This is a genomic window from Epilithonimonas bovis DSM 19482 (genome assembly GCF_900108115.1).
Taxonomy (GTDB): Bacteria; Bacteroidota; Bacteroidia; order Flavobacteriales; family Weeksellaceae; genus Epilithonimonas; species Epilithonimonas bovis.
Map to the genome: position 1 here is coordinate 1 of NZ_FTPU01000045.1, position 24125 is coordinate 24125.

The window sequence follows — 24125 nt, forward strand, 5'->3', positions numbered from 1 at the left end:
CTGAATCTCTTTCGATGAAAACCCTTTCTTGGTAACGCTCATTAGAAACATGGTTTTGTACCAAATTAAGAATGAAAGATTAGAATTTTGCATAATCGTTCCACTTTTCAAGGAAATTCTTTTACGACACTTTTTGCATTCGTAGCTCCAGATGCTTTTAATCCAGAAATGCTCCTTGTGACCGCACTTGCAAACCACTCCGATTTTATCTCTCTGCTCCTTAAAATGAATTCTGCAATCTTCCTCTCTCCCAAAATGCGTTGTAAAACTAAATATATTCATCTAACTAATTAAATTATAAGTAAATATACGAAATTATGTGTAATTACGGATATTCATAATTCTTTTATATAAAATGATTGGTAATGATCTATATAGGACAGTTAATTAATTTTTTTATGCCAATGCTCCTTATTAACAAGACATTTTGCAGTTAAAAAATAACATCGTAATATTGCGATGATAAATATAAGCTATGGGACTTACTAGATCAGATATATTTTCGGATGAACAAAATAAATTGGCTTCTTTGTTTAAAGTATTGGGGCATCCTGCAAGGATCGCCATACTTCAATATATTATCAATCAGAAAGCCTGCATTTGCAATGATTTGGTGGATGAATTGGGTTTGGCACAGGCAACTATTTCGCAACACCTAAAGGAGTTAAAAAACATAGGTATTATTAAGGGAACAATAGAAGGAAAATCTGTTTGTTATTGCATAGAAGAAAAGAAGTGGAAAGAAGTACAAGGGCTTTTTAATCAATTCTTTGAGCAGGAAGTAAAAGTAAATCAATGCTGTTAAAAGCATTTTTTTAGATCTCTTAATATCGTTATATTGCAATGTAACATATCTTAATAATAGTGCCTTAAATACAGAATTATAAAGCGTAACAGAATATCATAATAAAATAGAAATTTTATGAAACTATCAAACATCAAAGAAATCTTACCAGCATTAGATAATGTTGAATTTCAATTAGAGGACGGAACATTTGTACCGGAGCATTTCCACGTTACAGAAGTAGGTGTAATCACAAAACATTTTATTGATTGTGGCGGAACAATAAGAAACGAAAAAGTTGTCAATTTCCAATTATGGAATGCTAACGACTTTGAACACAGATTAAAACCAGCCAAACTATTAAACATCATCAAACTATCCGAAGAAAAATTAGGTATTGAAGATGCGGAGATAGAAGTAGAATACCAAAGCGCAATCGCAGATTCTCAAACGCCAAATCAAACAATAAATGGTTTGCAAACGATTGGTAAATACGATTTGGATTTTAACGGAAATCATTTTATACTGAAGAACAAACAAACCGCCTGTTTAGCTCAAGATGCTTGCGGTATTCCTTTCGAAAAACAGAAAGTAAAATTATCAGACTTGAATAATGCTTGCTGTACACCTAATTCGGGATGTTGCTAAATACCGTAACAATGGAGATTAGACCAATTACCAAAGATAATTTCCCCGAAGTTGTAGAAGTCTATAAACAGGGATTAGCAACCAATATAGCCACTTTTCAAAATGATTTACCACAATGGGAAGATTGGAACAAAGGACATCTTGACTTTTGCAGGATTAGCATTTATGAAAATAATAAAATGCTTGGTTGGACGGCTTTAACACCAGTTTCAAGCAGATGCGTATATGCAGGAGTTGCAGAAGTAAGTGTTTATATAGCACAAAACGAAAGAGGTAAAGGCATTGGAAAAATCTTATTGAATGAATTGATTAAACAAAGCGAAGCCAACGGAATATGGACGTTGCAATCCGGTATATTTTCCGAAAACCAAAGCAGTATCCGGTTACACGAAAAATGCGGTTTCAGAATGGTAGGTTTTAGAGAAAAAATAGGAAAGAAAAACGGCATTTGGAAAGACAATATACTAATGGAACACAGAAGTAAAAATATTGGGGTAGACTAATTAGTGCTAAAAAACAAAAGACTATGTATCCAACACTATCAAAAACAATAGAGCAATTACCACTACAAAATATCAGCGAAGAACGTAAAGCCATATTACAGCCGTTGATAGATTTTGTACAGCAAAAAGTAAATATTAGACAAGAAATAAATATCAATTTCATATGTACCCACAATTCCCGAAGAAGCCATTTGTCACAGGTTTGGGCACAGGCAGCGTCGGCACATTTTAATATTCCAAACGTATATTGCTATTCGGGCGGTACAGAAGAAACCGCACTATTCCCGAAAGTTGCAGAAACATTGATTAATCAGGGTTTTAGCATTTTCAAAATTTCAGAAAATAATAATCCTGTATATGCTATAAAGTACAGCGATAATGCTTTGCCTATAATCGGTTTTTCAAAAAAATACGATAACCCTTTTAATCCTGTATCAGCGTTTGCAGCCATTATGACCTGTTCACAGGCAGACGCTGGATGCCCTTTTATTGCAGGTGCAGAAAAAAGAATACCTATCACATTTGAAGACCCTAAAATTTCAGACAATACACCAGAACAATCACAGGTATATGCGGAAAGAAGTTTGCAGATAGCAACAGAAATGTTTTATGTTTTTTCAAAAATCAGTCAATAACCCATGCAACCAAAACTAAAATTCTTAGACAGGTACCTAACCTTATGGATATTCCTTGCAATGGCAGTAGGCATAGGTTTAGGATATTTCTTTCCGGGCATTTCAAAAATCACAAATGCTTTATCCGTAGGCACTACAAATATTCCATTGGCAATAGGTTTAATACTGATGATGTACCCACCATTGGCAAAAGTTGATTATTCATTATTGCCACAAGCATTTAAGGATAAAAAAGTAATTGGCATATCGTTATTGCTCAATTGGATTATTGGTACAGTGCTGATGTTCGGATTAGCTGTTTTGTTTTTACGAGATGAACCAGATTATATGACAGGATTGATATTGATAGGTCTGGCGAGATGTATCGCAATGGTAATTGTTTGGAGTGATTTAGCGAAAGCCAACAGAGAATATACAGCGATGTTAGTTGCGTTAAATAGCGTTTTTCAAGTCCTTTCTTACAGCTTCTTAGTGTGGTTATTCATCAACGTATTACCAAGCAAATTAGGATTGGCAAATTTCAATGTAACTGTATCAATGAAAGATGTTACAGAAAGTGTATTGATATACTTAGGCATTCCATTTTTAGCAGGTTTTATAAGCCGTTACACATTGGTAAAATCAAAAGGTATAGAATGGTATAATAGAAAATTTGTACCCAGAATATCGCCCATTACATTATATGCTTTATTGTTTACAATCGTATTGATGTTCAGTCTGAAAGGCGATAAAATAGTAGCACTGCCAATGGATGTGGTAAAAGTAGCCATACCGTTAATCATCTATTTTGTACTGATGTTTTTCGTTAGTTTCTTTATCAATAAATCTCTAAAAGTTCCCTACGATAAAAACGCATCCATCGCATTTACCGCCACAGGAAACAATTTTGAATTGGCAATAGCCGTAGCAATAGCAGTATTTGGTATTCATTCCCCACAGGCATTTGTAGGCGTTATAGGACCATTGGTAGAAGTTCCTGTACTGATATTATTGGTAAGGGCAAGTTTGTGGTTAAAGAAAAAATACTACTATTAAAGAATTTGCTAATTCTTAATAGTATTTACTTCTTTAGAAATATTATAAAATAGAAAAACTTAATAAAAAATACCTGATTATTAATACCTTTGTAAAGTGAAAAAGTGTTTGGCGGTCATATTACTTTCCTTATATCTCTGTGCTACAACAGAGCTGTACCAGTTGCTGAAATTTCCCGTTTTGGTAGAACACTTTTTTGAACATAAAGCTAAAAATTCCAATATATCTGTTTTGGATTTTCTGAAACTTCACTATGCAGGGAATCATTTGCAAAATCATCCGCATAATGATGATTACGAACAGGATCAGAAATTGCCTTTTATTAGCCATCATGATTTTTTAACCATTGTTTTTACCCCGGGTTCTGCGGTATGGTTTGAAATTGAAAATCATAATTTACCCGTCGTTAAACGGAAAATTGCTTCATACAATGATGCATATTTGAGCGGGGAAATCATCAATGCCGTCTGGCAGCCTCCGAAATTCTGTTAATCTTTTTTGATTTTTTCAGGTGAGTTCATTCATCTGATATTACTGTTTTTGAAAAAATTCGGAAAGCAGCATCTATACATTTTTTTAGGTGTCGGGTTTTCTGTCAATAATTCATTGGCGGTTATAAAATCACATTCAATTATTTTTTACGATTAACAGAATTAAATATGCTTACAAAAATCATTGAGTTTTCTGTAAAGAACAAACTCATTATAGCATTACTGATTCTTGGTTTGATTGGTGTAGGCTCTTACCAGGTGACAAAGTTGCCGATAGATGCCGTGCCGGATATTACCAACAATCAGGTGCAGGTTATTACCATTGCGCCCTCTTTTGGCGCAACAGATATAGAACGGTTGGTTACATTCCCCATCGAGCAGGCCAATTCCAATATTGCCGGACTTAAAGAAATCCGCAGTTTTTCCCGATTTGGACTTTCGCTTGTGACCATTGTTTTTGACGATGGCGTAGATGTCTATTGGGCAAGACAACAGGTTGCAGAACGATTGCAACAGGTACAATCCCAAATTCCGCAAGGGATTGGGAATCCACAATTGGGACCTATTTCTACAGGTCTTGGCGAAATTTACCAATACGTTGTACGCCCGAAAAAAGGCTACGAGCAAAAATATAATATTACAGAACTTAGAACCATTCAGGACTGGATTGTCCGCAGGCAATTGCTTCAGGTAAAAGGCGTAGCCGAAGTCAGTAGTTTCGGAGGAAAGCTCAAACAATATGAAATTGCTGTAAACCCTGATAAACTTAACGCTTATGGAATTACCATCAACGATGTTTTTGATGCGCTCAATGCTAACAATCAAAATACCGGAGGAGCTTATATCGAAAAAGGCCCAACAGTTTTGTATATCCGAAGCGAAGGTTTGGTTGGTAATATAGAAGATATTCAAAATATTTCCATCACCAATAAAAATAACGATGTTCCGCTTTTCATCCGTGACGTGGCAGATGTAAAAACAGGTTACGCCACCCGTTACGGTGCGATGACCTATAACGATAATGGCGAAGTTTCCGGAGCGGTGGTGATGATGCTGAAAGGTGCTAACAGCAGCCAGGTCATCAAAGATGTCAAAGCAAAAGTGACTCAAATTCAGAAAACGCTTCCCGAAGGTGTGGTTCTTGAGCCATTCCTAGACCGAACCAAAATGGTAAACAACGCCATCAGCACCGTAGAAAGGAATCTTTTGGAAGGTGCTTTAATTGTTGTCTTCGTATTGGTTTTATTTCTTGGAAATTTCAGAGCCGGGCTTTTAGTGGCATCCGTCATTCCGTTGGCGATGCTTTTTGCCATTTGTATGATGAATCTTTTCGGCGTAAGCGGAAATCTGATGAGTTTGGGTGCCTTGGATTTCGGGTTGATTATTGACGGAGCGGTCATCATTGTAGAATCGGTTTTACATCAGCTGATGCTCAACAAAAAATTCCGCAATCTGGCAAAAATTCCTACCAATGATATGGATAATATCGTAACCGAATCTGCCGGAAGAATGATGAACAGCGCTGTTTTCGGGCAAATTATCATTTTCATAGTCTATATTCCGATTCTCACATTGCAGGGAATCGAAGGGAAAATGTTCCGCCCGATGGCAGAAACCGTCGCTTTTGCTTTGCTTGGAGCGTTCCTGCTTTCGCTTACTTATATTCCGATGATGAGTTCGGTTTTATTGAAAAAACGAAGCCTAAAACCTTCCTTTTCGGACAGGATGATGAAAAAAGTAGAAGCGGTATATGTGAAAACATTACTCAAAGTTTTACGCATTCCAAAAACCATTTTTGCCGTTATCTCTGTTCTTTTCATTGCAGCCATTATTATGATGAGCAGAATGGGCGGTGAATTTATCCCGTCCCTGGAAGAAGGTGATTTTGCGGTCGATACAAGGGTTTTGCCGGGAAGTAATCTGACTACTACGATTGAAAGCACCCAAAAAGCCGCTCATATCCTGAAAACACGTTTTCCGGAAGTGGAAAAAGTGGTGACCAAAATCGGAAGTGGGGAAGTCCCTACCGACCCGATGCCGATGGATGCTTCGGATATGATGGTCATTCTGAAAGACAAAAAAGAATGGACTTCTGCCAAAACTTTCCCTGAATTGTCGGAAAAAATGTCCAAAGCACTGGAAGATGTTCCCGGTATTACGGTTGGTTTCCAATATCCTGTAGCCATGCGGTTTAATGAGCTGATGACCGGAGCAAGGCAGGATGTGGTCATCAAAATTTTCGGTGATAACCTGGATTCTTTGGTGCAAAATGCCAATAAACTCGGTAAAATCATCGAAACGGTGAAAGGAACGCAAAACCTTTATATAGAGCCGATTTCCGGGCTTCCACAAGTGGTGGTGGCATACAATCGGCCTGCCATTGCCCAGTATCATCTTTCTGTGGCGGATGTCAATCGTATCATCAATACGGCTTTTGCAGGACAAAGCACAGGTTTGGTTTTCGAAGGTGAAAAACGTTTTGATATGGTGGTTCGGCTTAATTCCAATGACCGGAAAAATATCAATGATATTAGGAATCTCCTTATCCCAACTCCCTCAGGAAATCAGATTCCTTTGAACCAGCTTGCCAAGGTTGATGTTGTACAAGGTCCGAATCAGATTCAACGGGAAAATGCACAACGCAGAATTGTAGTCGGTTTTAATATCAAAAATAGGGATGTGCAAAGCATTGTGGAAGAATTACAACAAAAAGTGGACAAACAAATTAAATTACCTGCAGGTTATTCTATGACCTATGGTGGTTCGTTTGAAAATCTCAACAATGCCAAACAACGGCTGATGGTCGCAGTTCCGCTGGCTTTAGCATTGATTTTCGTGCTGCTGTTTCTGGCTTTTAAATCCATCAAAGAAAGCCTGCTGATTTATACCGCTATTCCGCTTTCCATTATTGGCGGCGTTTTTCTGCTGAATGCGAGAGGAATGCCTTTCAGTATCAGTGCAGCAGTCGGATTTATCGCCCTGTTCGGTGTTGCGGTTCTCAATGGGATTGTCCTGATTTCAGAATTTAACCGGCTTCACAAATCAGGAATCAGAAATATCGTAAGAATTGTGGTAGATGGTGGCGAAAGCCGTTTACGCCCGGTTCTGATGACGGCTTGTGTGGCATCGCTTGGCTTTATCCCGATGGCAGTCAGCAACGGGGCAGGAGCAGAAGTACAAAGGCCTTTGGCAACGGTAGTCATTGGCGGACTAATCCTCGCAACCTTTCTCACACTGTTTGTTTTGCCGCTTTTGTACATCAATATCGAAAATGGATTTAAGATGAAAAAACCAAAAATTAAAACTATCACGCCGATTTTAATATTCATCCTAATGATTGGCAGTGTGAAACTCAATGCACAAACTACGATTTCTCTGGATGAAGCTATTAATCTTGCCGTTCAGAATAACCGGAATCTGAAAAACGAAAAGCTGCGTTCTGATTTTGCCAAAGCACTGATAAAAACATCCACTGCCGATATTCCGCAAACCTCGGTTAGCACGGATTACGGACAAATCAACAGTGCCTATAAGGATATGAAATTCGGGGTTTCGCAAAGCATTGCTTTTCCGACGGTCTATAAAAAACAGAAAAATCTGTATACCGAAGAATGGAAAAAAAGCCAGTTGAATGTTTCTCTGAAAGAATTTGAATTGAAAAAATTGGTAAGCCAGACTTATTTTCAATTGCTGTATTGGAAAGAAAAGGAAAAATTGCTGAATGAAGCCTTACAATTATATTCTAATTTTCTGGAGAAGGCAAGCCTTCGTTTAAAAGCCGGAGAAAGCAACGTCCTGGAAAAAGCAACAGCGTCCAACCAGAAATCGGCGATTGATATTCAGTTAAAACAAATTCAGCAGGAAGTCAAAACGCTACAGTTGCAGTTCCAGTGGTTGCTTAATTCTGATGTTGAATATCTTCCTTTGGAAACATCCAAAACTAATCTTTCAAATCCAGAAATTTCTTCGCATCCTTTACTAAAAATGTTGGAACAGCAGAAAACGGTTGCTGAAAAACAAACGGAAGTCGAAAAGTCCAGATTGCTTCCCGGCCTTCAGTTGGCGTACAATCTTAATTCATTCAAAGGAACAGGAGCAGACGATAAAATCTACAATGCAACGCCACAATTTCATTCGGTAATGCTTGGAGTCGGCATTCCGATTTTCTCGGGCGGGCAAAAAGCCAGGATTGAAGCTTCTAAAATGGCGGAAAATATTGCCGAAAATGATAGGATAAATACCGAATTTTCTTTGAATATAAAAGCAACGCAACTCCGGCAAATCTACCAAACCAACCTGGAAATTGTAAACCGTTACGAGTCTTCGGAGCTGAAAAATGCGGAAATCATTACCGAAACCGCTCAGAAACAATTCTTGAATGGGGAAATCAATTATCTGGAATTTGTCATGCTCATCAACCAAACGCTTGCCCTCAAAAGCAATTACACGGATGCTCTTTTGAAACTGAATGAAAGCGCAATCGAGCTTCAATACCTCACTTTAAATCAATAAAAATGAAGACTTTAAAAATAAAATATCAATGGATTTTGGTTTTGTTGTGGATATTTTCGGCGGTGCAATGCACGCAGAAAGAAGAATCTGCTCCCAAAACCGGAGCCCCAAAAGACGAAAATACCGTTAGCTTAACCGATGCCCAACTCCGGAATGCGCCGGTAGAAACCACAGAACTTTCGATGCAATCCATCTCGACAGTTCTTAAATTAAACGGTAAAATTGACGTTCCGCCACAAAATCTCGTTTCCGTAAGCACACCTTTGGGCGGTTACGTGAAAAGTACCGGACTACTCCCGGGAATGAAAGTTTCCAAAGGACAAGTGATTGCCGTGATTGAAAACCCTCAGTTTGTACAGCTGCAGCAGGATTACCTGATGGCAAAATCCAAATATCATTTTGCTCAGCTGGATTATAACCGCCAAAAAAAGCTCAACCAAAGCCAGGCAAGCAGTGATAAGGTGATGCAGATGGCACAATCGGAGATGAACAGCCAGCAAATTATTATGAATGCCATTGCGCAGCAACTGCAGCTGGTGAACATCAACGCAGGAAGCGTAACTGCCGGGAATATCCGTAAAAGTGTGCCAGTTTACAGCAGTATCAATGGTTTTGTACGCAAAGTGAATGTGAATATTGGGAAATACGTCAATCCTTCCGATGTTTTGTTCGAACTCATCAATCCTGCGGATATTCATCTCAATCTCAAAGTCTATGAAAAAGACCTTGCGATGCTGAAAACAGGACAGCGGATTGTGGCTTACAGCAATATCAATCCGGACAAAAAATATGATGGCGAAATTCTCCTCACAGGCAAAGATCTGGACGGAAATGGAATTGCCGATGTCCATTGTCATTTTGAAAAATACCATCCCGAACTGATTCCGGGAATGTATATGAATGCGGAAGTCGAGACCGAAACCTCTTTTTCGAATGCAGTTCCGGAAGAAAGCATTGTCGATTTTGAAGGTAAAAGCTATGTTTTTGTTGAAGAGAAAAAACAAACCTACAAAATGGTTCCGGTTACCACCAACGAATCCGAAAACGGTTTTATACAGATTCTGAATTTTCAGGATTTTAAAGGAAAGAAAATCGTGACCAAAAACGCGTACACGCTTCTGATGAAGCTGAAAAATACCAGTGAGGACGAAGAATAATTAAAATCAAATCGTATGAAAACAATATTTGCCACACTGCTGATCGCTTTATTTTCGCTCACAGCAAACGCACAAACCCGATTGGAAACGGCTCAACAACAAGCCAAAGAAAATCACGAACTCATACTCCTGAATTTTTCAGGTTCGGATTGGTGTATTCCGTGTATCAAACTGCACAAAAATATCATCGACACGGAAACTTTTCAAAAATTAATTACGGAGCACGTTGTGGTCTATCTGAATGCGGATTTCCCGAGAAATAAGAAAAATCAGCCCACTGCTGCCATTAAAAAAGAGAATGCTGCTTTGGCAGACAAGTACAACCCAAACGGCGCATTTCCGTACACCCTTTTATTGGATGAAAACGGAAAGATATTGAAAACTTGGGATGGGCTTCCTTCAGAAAATGCAGCTTCTTTTACGAGTGAAATTCGGACGGAATATCAAAAAATATTTAAGAATTAAATGATGAAAGAGTTCCGAAAAACTCAAAGACTGATGGGCAACCAATTTGAAATTACGGTGGTAGATACCAATGAAACTGTGGCCAAAGAACACCTGGAAGCTGCCGTTTTGGAGATCCAGCGTATCGAAAATTTGCTCACCACGTTTCGGGAAGAAAGCCAGACCAACCAGATCAACCAAAATGCAGGAATGAAACCTGTAAAAGTAGATCCGGAAGTTTTTAATCTTATTGAACGCAGCTTGCGCATCAGTAAAATTACCGATGGTTATTTTGATATTTCCTACGGAAGTATTGACAGGAAGTTTTGGAATTTCGACCGCGAAATGAAGGAACTTCCTGATCCGGAAATGATAAAGGAACATTTAAAACTCGTCAATTACCATAATATTTTGCTGAATCGGGAAGATTCTACGGTTTTTCTGAAAGAAAAAGGAATGCGCATCGGTTTTGGCGGCATTGGGAAAGGATATGCCGCAGAAATGGGGAAACGATTGTTGATAAATAGAGGTGTAAAATCTGGCGTCGTGAATGCTTCGGGAGATTTAACAACCTGGGGAAATCAGGCGGACGGGAAACCCTGGACGATAGGAATTTCCGATCCGGATAATGCTAGGTTACCTTTTTCCTATATGAATATCTCCAATATTTCCGTTGCTACTTCCGGCAATTACGAAAAATTTGTAAGCATTGGCGGAAAAAAATATTCGCACACCATCAACCCCAAAACAGGAATGCCGGTTTCGGGAATTAAAAGCGTGACCATTATTTGTCCGAACGCCGAAATTGCCGATGCTTTGGCAACGCCCGTTACCATTATGGGAACTGAAAAGGGAATCGGAATGATAGACCAGATTCAGCAGGTGGAATGCATCATTATTGATGACGAAAACCACATTTATTCATCTAAAAACATCAACTTCAAATGAAAAGTCAATTTCAAAAAATATACCTCGGAATAGCAACGATTGTTTTGCTTTCCAGCATTTTTTCTTGTACAACGGTAAAAGAATACGAAAAGAATAAACTGAACGACGCCGAAATGGTTTTAGGAAACCGACCGATTGAAAAAACAGAACTCAACTTCCAGTCTTACCGCGAAGGTTCTTCCGGTGCCAATGCCGGAAAAGTAGGTGGTGGTTGTGGTTGCAACTGATTTTATAAAATCTTTTAGTATCATCTATTCTTTTAAAACATGAAAAAAGTATTAATAAGCATCGCCGCATTATTCGGATTGTGGTATGCCAAAGCACAAGATAAAGCAATTAATGAAAAATCCAGAACATTAAGTTTTGAAGAAGCCAATCTGGTCTCGAGCTATTACAACCAAAACGGGAATAATTCAGCGGTAACAGGCGGGATTGGGACAGAAAAGCTTTCTGATATTTCCAATTCTATCGATGTGGTTTTGGTAAAATACGACAAAAAAGGACGCAAAAATAAGTTCAACTTCGATGTCGGGATCGACCATTATACATCGGCTTCTTCGGATATGATTGACCTGAAAGCGAATTCTTCCGCTTCCCACGCCGATACAAGAGTTTATCCTTCCATCGGCTGGAGCCGGGAAAATGAAGAAAAGGGGAGTACACTTTTGGGTGGGATTTCTTATTCCGCAGAATTTGATTACCAATCCATTGGAGCTAATATAGGATTTGCCCAGAAAACCAAAAATAAAATGGGAGAATTTACTGCAAGATTTCAGGCATATCTGGATCAGGTAAAGCTGATTGCCCCAATCGAATTGCGAACCAATTATAATCCTGCCAATACTGGCAAAGAACACGACAATTACGGTTCAAGCGGAAGAAATACCTATGCACTTTCTCTGGCGTATTCTCAGATCATCAATCCGAATTTTCAGATTGAATTTTTGGCAGATGCAGTGCAGCAGACAGGCTATTTGAGTTTGCCGTTTCACCGCGTTTATTTGTCGGATGGCTCTGTTCATCAGGAAAATTTGCCGGATAAAAGGTTTAAACTTCCTTTAGGTTTCCGTAGCAATTATTTCTTTGGCGACAAGGTGATTTTAAGAACCTATTATCGCTATTATACCGATGATTGGGGACTGAAATCACATACTATTAATGTAGAAACGCCGGTGAAAATTTCGCCTTTTGTTTCCGTAAGTCCGTTTTACCGCTATTATACGCAAACAGGAACGAAATATTTTGCACCTTATGAAAAACATACTGCGTTTGACGATTTCTATACGAGCAATTATGATTTATCCACCTTCCATAGTAATTTTTATGGTGCTGGAGTCCGGTTTAACCTTCCCAACGGTCTTTTCGGGATCGAATGGTTCAATATGCTGGAACTGAGGTATGGTCATTACACCAAATCGGTCGGAATGAAATCAGATATTATATCACTCAACATCCGTTTCAAATAAAAAAATTAGAAATTAATTAAAATCAAAAATTATGAAATCCATAAAAAAAATAAGCATTCCAATCATATTAATCATCTTTATTGCGATACAGTTTTTTGACGTAAATCCCAATAAGACAGCTGAAACTTCTGAAAATTCCATAGAAAAAAAATATTCTGTGCCTCAAAATGTGCGGCAGATTTTAAAAACCAGTTGCTATGACTGCCATTCCAACAATACCGTTTATCCTTGGTACAGTAAGGTTCAGCCGGTAAAATGGTGGCTGGCCAATCATATCAATGACGGGAAAAGACATTTGAATTTTGATGAATTTGGTACGTATCCGAATGATAAAAAACTGAAGAAATTAGATGAAGTTGCAAAAACTGTTAACACAGGTGAAATGCCATTGAGTAGTTATACTTTCATTCACACCCATGCGAAATTATCTTCTGAACAAAAGGCAATAATCCTAACCTGGGTCAAATCGATGAAAGGTCAGATCAATAAAGAAATTTCGGTGCGATGAAAAGAATCATTTTATTGACAATGCTTTGCTTTTTCCAATGGATTGAAGCACAAAAATCCGTTTTTCAGGAGGATAAGAAGCCCATTGCAGATTCATTATCGGTCTATCAATTTGGATATAAAAAACTGATTGTTCCTTCGGTTTTTATCGGTTACGGAATTTTAAGCTTAACTTCTGATGATTTGAAGCAACTGAATAAATCGACACAATATGAGATCAGTGAGCATAAGCCCGACCATATAAAGCTGGACAATTATACCCAGTTTGTGCCGGCTGTTTTGGTGTACGGACTTAATTTTTCCGGAATCAAGGGGAAGCATAACCTGAAAGACCGGAGCATCATTCTGGGAACCTCGCTTCTGATCTCCAGTGCGGTTGTGCTCCCCACCAAACATCTGGTAAAAGAAGAACGGCCCGATGGTTCTAACAATCTTTCCTTTCCTTCCGGACATACCGCTTTTGCTTTTGCAACTGCGCAGTTTATGTTTCGGGAATATCAGGAAGATCATTTTTGGTTGAGTTTAATCGGTTATCCTTTTGCTTTGTTTACCGGCGTTTACAGAACGTTGAACGACAAACATTGGGTAGGTGATGTGGTTGCCGGAGCCGGCATAGGTATTCTCTCCACCGAAGCGGCCTATTGGCTGTTTCCAAAAATAAGTAAAATATTCTTCAAAGCTAATTCCCAAAATACGGCTTTCGTTTATCCGTTTTATCAAAGTAAAACAATAGGATTGGGAATGTCTTTTAATTTTTAAATTTAAATAATGAAATGCCCATATTCTAGAATTGTACAAATATGGAGAAACATAATATTGGCGTTTCATCTGACAAATAAAAACAAATAACAACTCATTATATGAAACATCCTTTAGAAAAACATTATGTAAATAGAGTAGGCTGGCTTCGTGCTGCCGTCTTGGGTGCCAATGACGGGCTTCTTTCCACCACAAGTATTGTAATTGGCGTAGCGGCTGCAGATCCCAACAGGCATTCTATCATTTTAGCTGCACTGGCAGGGACGATAGCTGGCGCAATGTCTATGGCTGCCGGAGAATATGTTTCGGTAAGTTCCCAATCCGATACAGAAAAAGCAGATATTGAAAGAGAAAAAAAGGAATTGACAGAGATACCGGATATTGAACTTCAGGAACTCGCAAAAATTTATGAAAGACGAGGCGTTACGAGAGAGACTGCAATGTTGGTTGCAAAAGAACTTACAGACCACAATGCTCTGGAGGCTCATGCAAAAGATGAGTTGGGAATTAATGAGATAACGGTAGCAAAACCATTACAAGCCTCCTTTGCTTCTTTTTTCTCTTTTCTTTCCGGGGCCGCTTTACCCATGTCGGTTTCTATTTTTGCTCCAGAAAAAGATATGGTCTATTACCAATACGGGTTTTCTATAGTTTTCCTAATGGTATTGGGTGCTGTAGCGGCAAAAACAGGAGGTTCTAAAATTGGAGTTGCCATGTTGAGAATTTGCTTTTGGGGTACTGTAGCAATGGCTGTAACTGCGATGGTGGGACATCTGTTTGGGGTTAATGTCAATTGAATATTCATTTAGTATTTTTCTTATTCCATTTTGTTAAAACCTTTTAGCGGCTGTTCTGTTATTCCGGGATAGAGCTCAGGCCCGGTCAGGTCCACTACTATCTGCCGCAGAAAAATGCCGGCTGGATTTTGGAAGTTAGCCCCGATATTATAGAAAAAGATTTCCGCAATTATTTAGACAAACTGTCCACACCAGTGGTTTCGGTTACAGACAGCCAAAGCTTGTCCACCTTGGTAGAACTGATAGACAAAAGCTGCAATGCGTCAGAGCTCAACAGTTTTGGGGTCAAAGGATTACACGCCTGCCTCAACGCCTTCGTCTCTGTGGTCTGCAATACGTTTAGCAGCACACAGGATAAACATCTTAAGCCGCAAAGCCGGCTAAGCCAGATTACAGCTGCATTTCGGCAGCTGCTGGAAGGCAATTTCCGCACTTTAAAGAAACCTGCCGATTATGCTGCCCTACTTAGTATTTCAACGGCTTACTTAAATGAAGTATTGATAAAAACCACCGGGTTTTCTACAAGCCACTGGATACAGCAACACCTCTTTCTGGAGGCCAAAAGGCTGTTGCACCATACGGAGCTTTCTTCAAAGGAAATAGCTTTTGAACTGGGCTTCGAAGACCCAGCGTATTTCGCGCGCCTGTTTAAAAAGGTAAATGGTTTAACACCTATGGATTTCAGGAAAGCCTGCCACGATTTGTCTGGCTAATAAATGCCTTTCTCTATTTTCAGTGCTGGTGCATTGCTGTTCCTTTGCACAAAATTTTTATAATGGAACAGACAACAGCCTATTCGGTATCGTTTTCAAAAATTATGCTCCCGCTATGTGTGATGGTATTTTGCAGCTATATGACCATTGGCATTTCACTGGGCGTGTTACCCGTATTTTTACACAATGTTTTACACAGCAGCAATCTCGTCATCGGGATCGTCATCGGCATCCAGTCCCTTGCAACATTGCTGACCCGTAAGAGGGCAGGGCACATCGCCGAAACCAGGGGTGTTAAGCCGGGGGTGCTGTTCGGCACCATAACGGTCGTGGCCACCGCCGCAGTATACATAGCGGCAGTGTGGGTGTCATCTTCTTACATCATCAGCATTTCTTTAATGATCCTCGGCAGGGTTTTGCTGGGGGCAGCGGAGAGTCTGCAGATCACCGGCGCTTTATCATGGGGCATTGGGCTGGCTGGCCATCAGCGTTCAGGTAAGGTTATGTCATGGAATGGTATTGCCATGTATGGCGGTCTGGCAGCAGGCGTGCCCGTGGGGGTACTGTTGCAGCAGCACTGGGGAACGGCAGTGGCATTTGCGGCTATTATGGCCTTAGCGCTGATCGGCTGGATAGCCGTTTCGCAACTGCAGATACCAGCATTGCATAAAGCGGAAAAACAGAGAAGCGCCTTTGGGGATGTCGTGCTCAGGATTGCTAAGTACGGCTTGGGGCTTTCCTTTGCTGCCATTGCGTTTGGATGCCTGGCATCATTTATAACATTGGTTTTTCAGGAAAGAGGATGGGCAAATGCTTCACTGGCAATCACGTTATTTGGCGCCAGCTACATTGGTGTCAGGCTTTTCTTCGCATCTTATACAGACCGGTATGGGGGCAACAGGGTAGCGGCTGTATCACTGCTGGTACAGCTGGCGGGGCAACTGCTGCTGTGGTATGCCACTGTGCCTGCCATGGCTTTCATTGGGGCCGTTTTTACAGGCCATGGTTTTTCACTCATCTTTCCCGAGTTCGGGGTAGAAGCTGTTAAAAGCATTGCACCACAGAGGCGCGGCACCGCACTGGGCGCTTACTCAGCGTTCTTTGATGTGGCCTTGGCCGTCACTTCGCCATTGGCAGGGCTGGTGGCCAATTCATTCGGTTATCAAAATATATTTGCACTGGGCGCAGTGGGGACCGTCACAGCAATAGCCATCGCCGCATGGGGCATAAGGCCGCGGGACAAAAAATAACAGAACTATTACAGTTACATACTTTTAGAAGGGTTCTTACTGCCGGGGGCAATGGGCAGCACCATTCTTATTGTTCGGGATTTATAACAAAATCGTAAAGACAGAAGGTAACGACTGATAAGTTCATTAAATGGTATAGAAAAGGTTTAGACTCTAGTTTAAACCTTTTTTTTATCTGGTAATTGCGCGAAACCAATGTCCATCACTTGGCAGCTACAGGAGCCTATGCCCAATTACCTTTGGAAAGAGAGTGCTAAGCTGGTGACGGGGTAGAAAGGATATTTCTATCTTGTTCTTTTTAGATTGTTTTTGAATACATGCAAATACTAGTATTGGATTATAGTGTATTGATAGCCAGTAGTGTTATGTTTTTAATTTAATTGTATATTAAGTTTATTAGTTTTATTAGTAACTTTGGGTGACACATTATGTCAGTTTAGGGAAGATATAGAGGGACGCTTTCAGCAGGGGATTTTCTTTACAACTTCCAGGTTTTCAACAGAAGCAAAGGATTCATCATTGCAGGTTGGGCAGTTCCTGTTATTCTCGTGGATGGTAATGGTATTGTGGAATTTGGAGTTGAAAAAGTAGAACTTCCAATCTTTACCAATGCTTTAGATCTTATTTTACAAAAAGATTAGATATTTTTTTTAATTTTGAACAATATGGAAGATATTCGCTGGGAACAACGATTTAGTAACTATAGAAAAGCTCTCAAAAGTTTGAGGGATAATATTGCTTATATAAAAGAGGTAGAAGATATTTCAGTTGAGGTAGAAGAAGATGATCTTGATGATATTTTGCCTTCGATTCAGGATATATATAAACAAGGGCTGATACAAAGTTTTGAATACACTCATGAATTAGCATGGAAATTAATGAAAGACTACGCCGAATTTCAGGGTAATACAGAGATTAAAGGGAGCCGAGATGCTGTAAAATATGCAGCACAAGTGGGACTTGTAGATGATGGCCATGTATGGATGGAAATGATGCTAAGTCGCAACAGCACATCACATACTTATAATGAAGATACCGCAAATGAGATAGTGAAGTTTATTCTTACGGAGTACGAAAAGGAATTTATTGAATTAGAAACTAAAATGGAAGGTTTAAGAAGTGGAGAGCAAGGAAATCTGTTTGAATGATAAAATCTTTGGATTGTCTAAAAAAGACATTCTAAAAATATATAGCGTATTTGAGAAATATTCTCAAGTGGATAAGGTCATTATATTTGGATCTCGTGTAAAGGGAAATTATAAACCTTATTCTGATATTGACCTGACCTTGATTGGAGAAAACCTTTCTCAGAAAATATTATACGACATTCAGTTAAGTTTAGATGATTTATTGCTTCCCTATATTTTCGATATTAACATCAAGGAAAAAATTACGAATCCTGAATTAATTGATCACATTAATAGATTAGGCGAAATATTTTTTGAAAGAATTAATTTAATATGAGTACTCTGACAATAGAGGAATTAAACAATTTTACTCCTGAAAAAATATTTGACTTTTTAAATGAGGATTTTTTGAGTGAAGAGGGGGACTCGAACCCCCTTGCTATATATCTTGACAATTTTGAGCTTTGCACTAGATTCCAACAAGTCATAATGTTTTAGGCTTCACACAATAGCACCCACTCCAACAATTACACTTTTTAGTTTATTCATAGATTTTATATTTAATAGTTCTGTAATGATTTGACTCAAAATGAAACTTAAATAAAACTCTACGCTCGTTACCAATCCTATTAAAACATCAAAATTTAAACTCAAGCACTATTTTTGCTTATCAATCAAATGTACAATAATTGGTTTAAATATGAATATCGTATATTAAAAAATATACAGTTATCATCAGTCTGATTGTTTAATGCTCGTAGCTTTTCTTAGCCAGCAGTATCAGAAAGATTTAAATAAAAACAAATTCTTTTTGATCACAGACGAACCCCAGCAAAATACGCAGGAGCATAGATTCTGGCAAGAGATGAAAGATGTTCCGTTCTTCGAAATGATTCCTTCTGATGAAACTGAAAAAGTGGCTGCAGTGGTAGAAAATACCGGCGCCACTAGATTTTTATAAAAAACTTCAGGTATTTATAACTGTTGCTTGAAATATATCCGTGGGTTTATAAAATCATTCAGAACCTGATATTGTTTAGATGGGTACAGCTTTGCTTTCCTCCATTTCCCTCATGATGATTGCTATCCCTTCTTCTTTGCTCATGATGTTTCCCAGTTCACCCATCATCCATCATCCATCACCTGTTACGCTGTCAGGCTGAGGCTCTCGAAGCCCATCTCTGCCACTTGCTGATCAATCATCTTTTATAAAAACTCTCACGCCACACCACATTCGCACACCTTGTCAGGCTGAGGCTCTCGAAGCCCATTTTTACTCCCAGCTTACATTCAGGTCCCGGAACTCCAGGTTAGATCGGTTAAAATTAAGAGGGTTGCCTTCCGGCTCATTCCGGGCAATAAATTTAAAAAGCTTAACGACTTTAGGCGCTTCGTTGTTAGTTTTAAAAATGAATTTTAATTTGAGCGGGACATTCAAAGTGAGCTTAGCATAGAGGTTGGATGAGCGGTTATGATCAAATTCAAAAGCATTCCCTTCCAGATCTATCAGGGTAAGATCACTGAAGGAAGCCATTTTATTCTGGTCTTTAGATTCTAATAAAAAAGTAATGGTAATCGTCTTGTCTTTTTTAGAACCCAATACAGAGGTAATGCGGTAGAGGCTGTCGTTTTGCGTCTGTTCCAGGACTGGCGCATTTACATCTAATGCCTTCTTTAGGTAGTTGTTTTGGGTGGTCACAGCCTGCACCTGCTGCCTCACGTTGTCCAGGTCTGTTTTAATCTGGTTCACATCATTTTTCAGGTCAGCATTGGTTTGTGCCAAGGTCGTTACCGAATACAGAAACAGGACAGGTAATAATAGTTTTTTCATAATTGGTGTTTATTAACCACCAAATATAAAAACCTCTCCGTACATAGCATTACGGGTTTCCGTAAAAGGGCTAGATGGGGTTATATAATGATAAACGAATTGCTAAAGGCAGCTTTGTCATCCCTCTACAATTTCATAAATTGCAGCCGACTAATCGGCTATTAACCATCCATGAACTTAGGTATCTACGAATCTCTCATTACCCAGGCGCTGCAAAAAAAATTGTCGGCGCTAGATCATCATCGTTTCTTTATTGCAGAAGATAAAAAGCTAGATGCCGAAGAGGCCGTATATTTTTTAACTGCCCATTTATCCACCGCTATTGCTAATGCGCTCCGGCTGATCAAAGTAGACAAAAAGGAGCTCTTGGTATCAAAACAAATTGAAATCTCCAATCGCATTCTCCAATATGTGACGGTACAAATCAGCCAATATGATTTTAACGATGATTTAATTGATGCCGAAGGTCGAATCTTAGAAGCGGTTCTCGATCAACTTAAAAATGATTATACCGATCTCAAACTGCACCTTCAGGAGATCATGCCAGTTTCCCGTTTAACACAAAGTGAGCTGTTTACTGGTGGCAATGTAGGGTTATCTTTAGATTCAGAACTCAAAAAAGAGATTCGCTCTGCCGATCGGATTGATCTGCTGGTTTCTTTTATCAAGTGGAAGGCTATTGTTATTCTGCGGGAAGCTTTTGAGGAGTTCACAGCTAGAGGAGGCCAACTCAGGGTGATTACCACCACATACATGGGGGCTTCAGATGCGCGCGCGATTGATGAACTCAGCCAATTGCCCAATACCCAAGTCAAGGTCTCTTACAATAATGCCAATGAACGCTTACATGCCAAAGCCTATCTCTTTTTTAGACATACAGGATTCCATACGGGCTATATAGGCTCCTCTAACTTTTCCAGATCGGCTTTGACGGATGGTCTAGAATGGAACGTTAAGGTCACTACCAAAGAGATTCCTCATATTATCAATAAGTTTCAGAAAACCTTTGAGTCCTATTGGAATGCGGCGGAGTTTGAAGCTTATGATGCCACCAAATTGCAACAGCTAGATCACGCACTCAAAAATAACAAAATAGGCAAATCAACCCTGGAGATCGCATCTTTTTTCGATCTCAAACCTTACCACTATCAGGCCGAGATACTAGAAAAGCTTAGGGTAGAGCGTGCTGTACACGGGTCATATAAAAACCTCATTGTGGCTGCTACAGGTACGGGAAAAACCATGATATCAGCCTTTGATTTCAAAAATTTTAGACAAGCACATCCAGATGCGAAAGTACTATTTGTTGCCCACCGGATCGAGATTTTGAAACAAGCCTTGCATACATTCAGAAATGTCCTCAAAGACCAAAATTTTGGAGAACTCTTGGGCGATGGTTATGTGCCTAATACCAAAAGTGCAGTGTTTGGCACCATACAGACTCTGAATAACCAAGATTTAGTCAGTTTTTGTACCCCTGATTATTATGATTTCATCGTGATCGATGAAGCCCATCATTCCACAGCAAGCACCTACCGCAAAGCATTCTCTTATTTTACACCAAAGATTTGGGAAGGCCTTACGGCAACGCCAGAGCGCATGGACAGTAACAGCATTTTGCCAGATTTTAATTTTAGAATAGCAGCCGAGATCAGACTGCCGGATGCACTCAATCAAAAATTGCTGTGCCCTTTTCAATACTTTGGGATTACAGATTCAGTAGATTACTCAAAGGTAGGGTGGACCAATGGCCAATATAATGTGTCCGAATTATCCCGACTGTTGACATCTGGCGATCTTCGCACCCAAAGTATTATTCAGAATTTAAACAAATATACCAGAGATATTCATGAGGTCACAGCGCTTGGGTTTTGTGTCAGTATAGACCACGCTCAATATATGAGCCAGCGCTTTCAGCAGGCCGGCTTACAAGCCGCTTATCTAGTTTCAGAGAATTCAGCGCAGCGCACCACACTGCTGCATCAGTTACAAAAGCACGACATCAATTATCTTTTTGTAGTTGATATTTTCAATGAGGGGATCGATATTCCAGAGATTGACACGGTGTTATTTCTAAGACCTACAGAGAGCCTTACCATATTTCTCCAACAGCTAGGGCGTGGCCTGCGGCTTCATGAGAACAAGGATGTTCTCACCGTCTTAGATTTCGTGGGCAACGCCAGACCCGAATATGACTTTGAGAACAAGTTTCGGGCGCTGATTGGGAAAACCAATACCACTGTAAAACACGAGATAGAAAGGGACTTTCCTAATCTTCCTTTGGGGAGTTCTATTGTCTTAGAAAAACAAGCCAAAGAATTTATACTAGACAACGTACGCAAAGCCACCGATCTTAATAAACGTAGGCTCATCCAGCTGCTTCAGAATTATCAAAACCAAACAGATCTTCCCCTTACACTCAGCAATTTTATAACGATCTATAACCTGAACTTAAAACAAATTTATAAAAATTATACATTCAGCATTCTAAAGGCTGAGGCCTTCCACTTATCCCTAGATACCAAGTATAACGAATGTTATAAAACAATGCTCGGTAAAAAATGGATGGTGACAGAGTCGCTGAGCTATTTCCAATTTATTCTGGCGATGATCACTCATGATTTTGATCTTAGCCACTTGGCAGATCATCAGGATCATCAGCAGATGGGACTTATGTTATATTACGATTTTTATCAGAAACCTGTGGAAAATGAGACATTAGCCGAATCTCTCAAGAAAATTGGAGAGAACAAGGATATGGTACAAGAGATGCAAGAATTGATAGAAGTTAAGATCAGTCAGATCGATTTTGAAGAGCTCCCTTTTACCAACTTGCCCTACGATACACCGTTACGTATCCATGCTCGCTATACAAGGGATCAGATTTTTGCTGCTTTGCAAATGAGTACTTTACAACGGAAGAATCCAGGTCGGGAAGGTGTGGCCGAGAACAAAGCACTTCATACAGAAGCTTTGTTTGTCAACCTCAAAAAGTCAGAAGAAGATTTTTCTCCCACCACCATGTACGATGACTATGCCATTAATGAGGTATTATTTCATTGGCAGTCTCAGAACCAGACTACACCAGAATCTCCTAAAGGCCAATCATATATCCGTCAAAAAGAACAGAACAAAATCGTCTTACTCTTCATCCGTGAGAGTAGAAAGGATGCCCATGGCTACACCCAAGGCTACGTCTGCATTGGCCCGGTTAACTTTGTAGAATCTACGGGTGCCAAACCCATGTCCATCACTTGGCAGCTACAGGAGCCATTGCCCAATTACCTCTGGAAAGAGAGTGCTAAGCTGGTGACGGGGTAGGAAGTTATTAGTGATGAATTTTGAGTCACTTTAAAAAATGTTATCAAAAAACTTCTTCTGAAAAGTTAGAAGAGGTAATGTGTTATAATTTGTGCCGGAAAGTGAAAGTCTTTTTAACGTTTGTTCGACTCTAGTTATTCTGGATTTTTATTGGTAATAACTGGAGTAAGTTCTTTTTTCAATTCATCAAATTCTTCTTTACTCATCATATCAATTTCCATTAATTCTTTAGCTTCTTTGAGTTTTGCAATCGCTTCTTCTCTGGTCATTTTTCTATTTTTTAGTAAAATTTCTCCAGATTCTATAGCTAGCTCAGTATCCATAACACTTAGATATTTATTTATGCCAAAAGCTCTTCCATTTATTTCTCCTAAAACTATTATGAAGTTTTCGTAAAATAATTTTATCTACAATGTGTTGTTTCCGCTTTCTCTCCAAAAAAACAACAAAAAAATAAAAAATTCCTGAGGCAATAATAGAATTTAATACATTATACGTTATTTCTCCAATCTGGTCAGCATTTGGAAAGATTGATAAAATAGATAAAAAAAACAATTTATATAAAAATACCCAGACTAGACTAATTAATGAAAGTGATAAAACAATTTGGTCGGAATTATATTTTTTGAACATATTATGCTTTTGGAAATTTTTGATTTAGTTTAGGGTGATAAATTATATAGTTCTTAACCCGTAGTGCATTATAAAAAAGGTTGCTCAAGTGACTAAAAATTAGTATATTGTATTGACTACCAATCAAATACAATTATGAGCAACCTTGAGGCAAGTTACAATTTAATTTTAAATAATTTAAGAGACATTTCCGAAACTGAAAATTTTTATTTTAAACCAATAAAACCAAAACTGTCTGATATAGAGTTAATTAGTTTGATTATTCTGGCTGAATTTAAGTCCATTGATTCCGAACATCAACTTTTTAGAGATATAAAGGGTTTTGAAATTGAACCAAAAATTGATAGAAGTGTTTACAATAGGAGAAAGCGAAAACTATTTCCTTTTATTGAAGAAATAAGAAAGAAAATGGTGGATAAATTTAATGAATTTGAAAACTACTTCGTAGTAGATAGCATGCCTTTGGAAGTATGTAAAATATCCCGTTGTTCCAGAAGCAAGATTTGTAAAGATGTAGATTACGCTTATCCCAACAAAGGATTTTGCGCTTCGCAGAATCTCCAT

24 protein-coding genes and 2 pseudogenes are annotated in these 24125 nt (G+C 39.0%); 23 read left to right on the forward strand and 3 right to left on the reverse strand.

From position 1 onward, the window contains the following. Positions 1 to 282: pseudogene (locus tag B0B05_RS14230) on the reverse strand (IS1595 family transposase); the annotation flags it as partial. 193 nt (positions 283 to 475) lie between these two features. Between B0B05_RS14230 and B0B05_RS14235 the strand changes: the two are divergent. The 21 genes from B0B05_RS14235 (at position 476) to B0B05_RS14330 (ending at position 18737) form a co-directional block, all read left to right on the forward strand. Beyond that, positions 476 to 805, forward strand: coding sequence for an ArsR/SmtB family transcription factor (locus tag B0B05_RS14235; RefSeq protein WP_076784278.1), 330 nt, complete (start codon positions 476 to 478; stop codon positions 803 to 805). A gap of 117 nt (positions 806 to 922) precedes the next feature. Continuing rightward, the gene (locus tag B0B05_RS14240; protein ID WP_076784279.1) at positions 923 to 1432 is read left to right on the forward strand and encodes a DUF6428 family protein; all 510 of its coding nucleotides are present in this window, start codon (positions 923 to 925) and stop codon (positions 1430 to 1432) included. An 11-nt stretch (positions 1433 to 1443) separates the two neighbouring features. Continuing rightward, positions 1444 to 1935 carry a GNAT family N-acetyltransferase gene (locus B0B05_RS14245; protein ID WP_173786391.1) on the forward strand — a complete coding sequence of 164 codons (492 nt, stop codon included), beginning with the start codon at positions 1444 to 1446 and terminating at the stop codon, positions 1933 to 1935. 23 nt (positions 1936 to 1958) lie between these two features. Beyond that, the gene (locus B0B05_RS14250) at positions 1959 to 2570 is read left to right on the forward strand and encodes an arsenate-mycothiol transferase ArsC (protein WP_076784281.1); all 612 of its coding nucleotides are present in this window, start codon (positions 1959 to 1961) and stop codon (positions 2568 to 2570) included. A 3-nt stretch (positions 2571 to 2573) separates the two neighbouring features. Next, positions 2574 to 3605 carry an ACR3 family arsenite efflux transporter gene (gene arsB, locus B0B05_RS14255; protein WP_076784282.1) on the forward strand — a complete coding sequence of 344 codons (1032 nt, stop codon included), beginning with the start codon at positions 2574 to 2576 and terminating at the stop codon, positions 3603 to 3605. 96 nt (positions 3606 to 3701) lie between these two features. Further along, positions 3702 to 4097, forward strand: coding sequence for a hypothetical protein (locus B0B05_RS14260; protein WP_076784283.1), 396 nt, complete (start codon positions 3702 to 3704; stop codon positions 4095 to 4097). 167 nt (positions 4098 to 4264) lie between these two features. Continuing rightward, the gene (locus B0B05_RS14265; RefSeq protein ID WP_076784284.1) at positions 4265 to 8608 is read left to right on the forward strand and encodes a CusA/CzcA family heavy metal efflux RND transporter; all 4344 of its coding nucleotides are present in this window, start codon (positions 4265 to 4267) and stop codon (positions 8606 to 8608) included. Next, positions 8605 to 9765 carry an efflux RND transporter periplasmic adaptor subunit gene (locus B0B05_RS14270; protein ID WP_394332789.1) on the forward strand — a complete coding sequence of 387 codons (1161 nt, stop codon included), beginning with the start codon at positions 8605 to 8607 and terminating at the stop codon, positions 9763 to 9765. Before B0B05_RS14265 ends, B0B05_RS14270 begins: the two co-directional genes overlap by 4 nt. 15 nt (positions 9766 to 9780) lie before the next feature. After that, positions 9781 to 10230, forward strand: a complete 450-nt coding sequence (locus tag B0B05_RS14275; RefSeq protein ID WP_076784286.1) for a thioredoxin family protein — start codon at positions 9781 to 9783, stop codon at positions 10228 to 10230. Beyond that, on the forward strand, positions 10231 to 11157 hold the full coding sequence (locus tag B0B05_RS14280; protein ID WP_076784287.1) for an FAD:protein FMN transferase: 927 nt from the start codon (positions 10231 to 10233) through the stop codon (positions 11155 to 11157). Further along, on the forward strand, positions 11154 to 11384 hold the full coding sequence (locus B0B05_RS14285) for a DUF4266 domain-containing protein (protein ID WP_076784288.1): 231 nt from the start codon (positions 11154 to 11156) through the stop codon (positions 11382 to 11384). Before B0B05_RS14280 ends, B0B05_RS14285 begins: the two co-directional genes overlap by 4 nt. 39 nt (positions 11385 to 11423) lie before the next feature. Beyond that, a complete protein-coding gene (locus B0B05_RS14290; protein ID WP_076784289.1) occupies positions 11424 to 12623 on the forward strand; it encodes a DUF3570 domain-containing protein in 1200 nt (399 codons plus the stop codon). 31 nt (positions 12624 to 12654) lie between these two features. Then, positions 12655 to 13131 (forward strand): heme-binding domain-containing protein, encoded by a 477-nt coding sequence (locus B0B05_RS14295; protein ID WP_076784290.1) that lies wholly within the window; start codon positions 12655 to 12657, stop codon positions 13129 to 13131. Next, positions 13128 to 13889 carry a phosphatase PAP2 family protein gene (locus B0B05_RS14300; protein ID WP_076784291.1) on the forward strand — a complete coding sequence of 254 codons (762 nt, stop codon included), beginning with the start codon at positions 13128 to 13130 and terminating at the stop codon, positions 13887 to 13889. Before B0B05_RS14295 ends, B0B05_RS14300 begins: the two co-directional genes overlap by 4 nt. 101 nt (positions 13890 to 13990) lie before the next feature. Continuing rightward, complete coding sequence (locus B0B05_RS14305; protein ID WP_076784292.1) at positions 13991 to 14686, forward strand: VIT1/CCC1 transporter family protein; 696 nt, start codon at positions 13991 to 13993, stop codon at positions 14684 to 14686. Positions 14687 to 14814: 128 nt separating this feature from the next. Next, the gene (locus B0B05_RS14310; protein ID WP_076784293.1) at positions 14815 to 15399 is read left to right on the forward strand and encodes a helix-turn-helix domain-containing protein; all 585 of its coding nucleotides are present in this window, start codon (positions 14815 to 14817) and stop codon (positions 15397 to 15399) included. 62 nt (positions 15400 to 15461) lie between these two features. Then, entirely contained in the window at positions 15462 to 16649 is a 1188-nt protein-coding gene (locus tag B0B05_RS14315) for an MFS transporter (protein ID WP_076784294.1), read from the forward strand. Positions 16650 to 17063: 414 nt separating this feature from the next. Further along, positions 17064 to 17240: a hypothetical protein gene (locus B0B05_RS16690; protein WP_159435885.1), complete on the forward strand. Its 177-nt coding sequence runs from the start codon at positions 17064 to 17066 to the stop codon at positions 17238 to 17240. Positions 17241 to 17314: 74 nt separating this feature from the next. Continuing rightward, entirely contained in the window at positions 17315 to 17797 is a 483-nt protein-coding gene (locus B0B05_RS14320) for a nucleotidyltransferase substrate binding protein (RefSeq protein WP_076784295.1), read from the forward strand. A 13-nt stretch (positions 17798 to 17810) separates the two neighbouring features. Beyond that, complete coding sequence (locus B0B05_RS14325; RefSeq protein ID WP_221406979.1) at positions 17811 to 18113, forward strand: nucleotidyltransferase domain-containing protein; 303 nt, start codon at positions 17811 to 17813, stop codon at positions 18111 to 18113. Between the two features lie 414 nt (positions 18114 to 18527). Continuing rightward, entirely contained in the window at positions 18528 to 18737 is a 210-nt protein-coding gene (locus B0B05_RS14330) for a hypothetical protein (RefSeq protein WP_076784296.1), read from the forward strand. Positions 18738 to 19049: 312 nt separating this feature from the next. Here the strand turns inward: B0B05_RS14330 and B0B05_RS14335 are convergent, their stop codons facing one another. Continuing rightward, positions 19050 to 19607, reverse strand: a complete 558-nt coding sequence (locus B0B05_RS14335) for a hypothetical protein (protein ID WP_084173992.1) — start codon at positions 19605 to 19607, stop codon at positions 19050 to 19052. A 171-nt stretch (positions 19608 to 19778) separates the two neighbouring features. Here B0B05_RS14335 and B0B05_RS14340 point away from each other — a divergent pair, with 171 nt between their 5' ends. Continuing rightward, a complete protein-coding gene (locus tag B0B05_RS14340) occupies positions 19779 to 22928 on the forward strand; it encodes a DEAD/DEAH box helicase (RefSeq protein ID WP_076784297.1) in 3150 nt (1049 codons plus the stop codon). A gap of 134 nt (positions 22929 to 23062) precedes the next feature. On the opposite strand, the gene B0B05_RS14345 is transcribed toward B0B05_RS14340, so the two are convergent. Next, a complete protein-coding gene (locus B0B05_RS14345; RefSeq protein WP_076784298.1) occupies positions 23063 to 23251 on the reverse strand; it encodes a hypothetical protein in 189 nt (62 codons plus the stop codon). 445 nt (positions 23252 to 23696) lie between these two features. Between B0B05_RS14345 and B0B05_RS14355 the strand changes: the two are divergent. Then, positions 23697 to 24125: pseudogene (locus B0B05_RS14355) on the forward strand (IS982 family transposase); the annotation flags it as partial.

What these genes read in the sequence shown, in the direction of transcription:
- B0B05_RS14290 (WP_076784289.1), top strand. Translation starts at nt 11,424, where the DNA reads ATGAAAAAAGTATTAATAAGCATCGCCGCATTATTCGGATTGTGGTAT.
- B0B05_RS14340 (WP_076784297.1), top strand. Translation starts at nt 19,779, where the DNA reads ATGAACTTAGGTATCTACGAATCTCTCATTACCCAGGCGCTGCAAAAA.
- B0B05_RS14265 (WP_076784284.1), top strand. Translation starts at nt 4,265, where the DNA reads ATGCTTACAAAAATCATTGAGTTTTCTGTAAAGAACAAACTCATTATA.
- B0B05_RS14275 (WP_076784286.1), top strand. Translation starts at nt 9,781, where the DNA reads ATGAAAACAATATTTGCCACACTGCTGATCGCTTTATTTTCGCTCACA.
- B0B05_RS14245 (WP_173786391.1), top strand. Translation starts at nt 1,444, where the DNA reads ATGGAGATTAGACCAATTACCAAAGATAATTTCCCCGAAGTTGTAGAA.
- B0B05_RS14285 (WP_076784288.1), top strand. Translation starts at nt 11,154, where the DNA reads ATGAAAAGTCAATTTCAAAAAATATACCTCGGAATAGCAACGATTGTT.
- B0B05_RS14300 (WP_076784291.1), top strand. Translation starts at nt 13,128, where the DNA reads ATGAAAAGAATCATTTTATTGACAATGCTTTGCTTTTTCCAATGGATT.
- B0B05_RS14320 (WP_076784295.1), top strand. Translation starts at nt 17,315, where the DNA reads ATGGAAGATATTCGCTGGGAACAACGATTTAGTAACTATAGAAAAGCT.
- B0B05_RS14305 (WP_076784292.1), top strand. Translation starts at nt 13,991, where the DNA reads ATGAAACATCCTTTAGAAAAACATTATGTAAATAGAGTAGGCTGGCTT.
- B0B05_RS14330 (WP_076784296.1), top strand. Translation starts at nt 18,528, where the DNA reads ATGCTCGTAGCTTTTCTTAGCCAGCAGTATCAGAAAGATTTAAATAAA.
- B0B05_RS14280 (WP_076784287.1), top strand. Translation starts at nt 10,231, where the DNA reads ATGATGAAAGAGTTCCGAAAAACTCAAAGACTGATGGGCAACCAATTT.
- B0B05_RS14240 (WP_076784279.1), top strand. Translation starts at nt 923, where the DNA reads ATGAAACTATCAAACATCAAAGAAATCTTACCAGCATTAGATAATGTT.
- B0B05_RS14345 (WP_076784298.1), bottom strand. Translation starts at nt 23,251, where the DNA reads ATGGATACTGAGCTAGCTATAGAATCTGGAGAAATTTTACTAAAAAAT.
- B0B05_RS14295 (WP_076784290.1), top strand. Translation starts at nt 12,655, where the DNA reads ATGAAATCCATAAAAAAAATAAGCATTCCAATCATATTAATCATCTTT.
- B0B05_RS14335 (WP_084173992.1), bottom strand. Translation starts at nt 19,607, where the DNA reads ATGAAAAAACTATTATTACCTGTCCTGTTTCTGTATTCGGTAACGACC.
- arsB (WP_076784282.1), top strand. Translation starts at nt 2,574, where the DNA reads ATGCAACCAAAACTAAAATTCTTAGACAGGTACCTAACCTTATGGATA.
- B0B05_RS14315 (WP_076784294.1), top strand. Translation starts at nt 15,462, where the DNA reads ATGGAACAGACAACAGCCTATTCGGTATCGTTTTCAAAAATTATGCTC.
- B0B05_RS14250 (WP_076784281.1), top strand. Translation starts at nt 1,959, where the DNA reads ATGTATCCAACACTATCAAAAACAATAGAGCAATTACCACTACAAAAT.
- B0B05_RS14235 (WP_076784278.1), top strand. Translation starts at nt 476, where the DNA reads ATGGGACTTACTAGATCAGATATATTTTCGGATGAACAAAATAAATTG.